The following is a 2340-nucleotide window of genomic DNA, read 5'->3' as shown; positions in this document are numbered from 1 at the left end:
ACTTTCGATGACGCCATTGCGGTTGCCCAACGCACCGCGCAGGCTGAAGTCCACGGCCTGCCCGGCGATCTGGCCGCCAGCTGCGTTGTCCAGGTCGGCCGCGCTCACGCGCAACAGCCCGCCGGCGAACAGGCCGCCGCCACGGTTGGCCAGGTCGGCGGTCTCGATGTTCAATGCGCCGGCATGCGCCGCCAGGCGCCCACCGTCGTTGTTCAGGCCGCCCAGGGCGATGAGCTTGAGCTGACGCGCCTGGATCACACCCCCCAGGTCATTGCGCAGCAGGCCACCGACCTCAGCGTGCAGCGCCCCCCTGCACGCTGGCCAGCAGACCGCTGCGGTTGTCCAGGCTGGCGGCATTGAGCTGTACGTCGCCGGCCTGGGCAATCAGCTTGCCGCCCTGGTTGTCGAGCGCGCCCTGGCTGTCGATGCGCAGCCCGGTCCGCGCCTGCACCGCACCGGCCTGGTTGCTCAGGTGCGCAGCGCTCAACCGCACCGCACCGTCCTGGCTGTTGATCAAACCGTCACGGTCGTTGAGCAACGCCCCCTCAAGGCGCGCGATCAGCTCGCCGTTGGCGGCCAGGGTGCCTTTGTCACTGTTGTCCAGGCTGGCGCCCGCCAGCTCCAGGCGGCCCTGGCTGAGCAGTTGCCCCGCCTGGTTGCGCACTGCCGCCGTGCCCTGCACCTGCAGGTCCGCGGCGCTGACCAGTTTGCCCTGGCGGTTGTCCAGCTGGTTGGCCAGGTTCAGCGTGATCGGGCCGGCGGTCAGGGTACCGTCACGGTTGTCCAGGCGCGCGGCCTGCACGTGCAGCGCGTCGGCGCTGTCGATGCGGCCACCCTGGCTGTTGTCGAGGATGCCGCCGCGCACATCGAGTTGTTGCTGGCCTGCACTGACGAGCAGGCCGGCACGGTTGTCCAGGTTGGCGGCGGTGACGCTCAGGCGCCCCTGGCTTGCCAGGGCACCGCCGGCGCTGTTGTCCAGGCCACCGGTCAGCGCCACCTGCAGGTCGCCCTCACGGCTGGACAGGGTGCCGTTGTTGCGGTTGTCCAGGGTGTCGGCAGTGACGCTCAGGCCCTGCCAGCCGGATACCAGCCCGCCCTGGTTGTTCAGCAGCACGGCACCCAGGCTCAGTTGCTGGTTGCTGATGAGTTTGCCGCCGGTGTTGTCGAGGGTACGGCCGATCAGGTTGAACTGCTGGTCGCTGGAGATCTCGCCCTGGCGGTTGTTCACATCGCGCAGGTTGGCCAGCGTCAGCGGCCCCCGGGCATGGATCACGCCGTCCTGGTTGTTCAGGTCGCCACCGCTGGCGAGCAGTTCCAGCGTCACCGCGTCACTGCCCAGCACGCGCCCGCCCTGCTGGCTCAGGCTGCCCGCCTTGAGCGTGATCGCGCCTTTGGCCGACACTTCGCCGCCGCTGCCGTTGAGCACTTCGTCTGCCGTGAGCTGAAGGCTGCCTGCGCTGTTTACAAGGCCCTTGGCGCTGTTGTCGAGATGCTCGGCCGCGAGCTGAAGGTGGGTTTTGGCCAGCAGCAGGCCGCCCTGGTTGTTCAGCCGTGCACTGCTCGCCTCGAGCACCTGGCCGGCGTTGATCAAGCCGTCTGCGGTATTGCTCAGCAGGCCGCCGATGCTCAAGCGCAGGTCACCCCGGCTGGTCAGCACGCCGCCTGCGTTGTCGAGGCTGCCCGCAGCGGCGTGCAGGCTGGCGGCCGCAATCTGGCCTTTGAGGTTGCTCAGGGCACGTTCGAGGGTGAGGCTCAGGCCCTGATTGCTCAGCACCTTGCCATGCTCGTTATTGAGGTTTCGCGCAGCCAGGTCGAACCCGCTGGCACTGGAGATCTCACCGCCTTGGTTGTCCACATCAGCCAGGCGCTTGAGCAGCAGTTGGCCGGGGGTATTGATCAGGCCGCCGCGGTTGTCGAGGTGGCCGTAGCGCAGGTCGAGTTCCAGGCTGTCGGCGCTGTACAGCTCGCCGCCCTGTTGGCGCAGCCCGCCGACGCTGGCGACAAGCGCCTTGCTGCTGGTGATGCGGCCACCTGCGCTGTTGTCCAGCAAACCGCTGTGCAACTGCAGACGGTCACCACTGGCCAGACGGCCGTCGTGGTGGTTGTCGAGTGCGCCGGTATCGATCAGCAACGCACCTTTGGCGCTGACCTTGCCTGCCTGGCTGTTGTCGAGGCTGGCGCTGGCCAGGCGAATCTGGCCATCGGCAACCAGTACACCACCCTGGTTGCGCAATGCACCCTGGCTGTTCACCACAAGATCGCCCGCACTGGACAGGCGCCCGCCGTCGTTGCCAAGCGACGCGCTGCGCAGTTGCAGGTTGGCCTCACTGGCGACAAGGC

General features: G+C 68.0%; 1 protein-coding gene and 1 pseudogene. Both read right to left on the bottom strand.

Annotated features, from left to right (window positions below; all coding sequences use genetic code 11):
- On the bottom strand, positions 1-258 hold a 258-nt coding region (locus tag G3436_RS16560; RefSeq protein WP_163947004.1), incomplete at its 3' end, for a hypothetical protein.
- 34 nt (positions 259-292) lie between these two features.
- A pseudogene (locus tag G3436_RS16555) lies at positions 293-2340 on the bottom strand (hypothetical protein); the annotation flags it as partial.

Source organism: Pseudomonas brassicae (genome assembly GCF_010671725.1).
GTDB classification, from domain to species: Bacteria; Pseudomonadota; Gammaproteobacteria; order Pseudomonadales; family Pseudomonadaceae; genus Aquipseudomonas; species Aquipseudomonas brassicae.
This window is presented reverse-complemented; position numbering and strand designations above follow the sequence as displayed.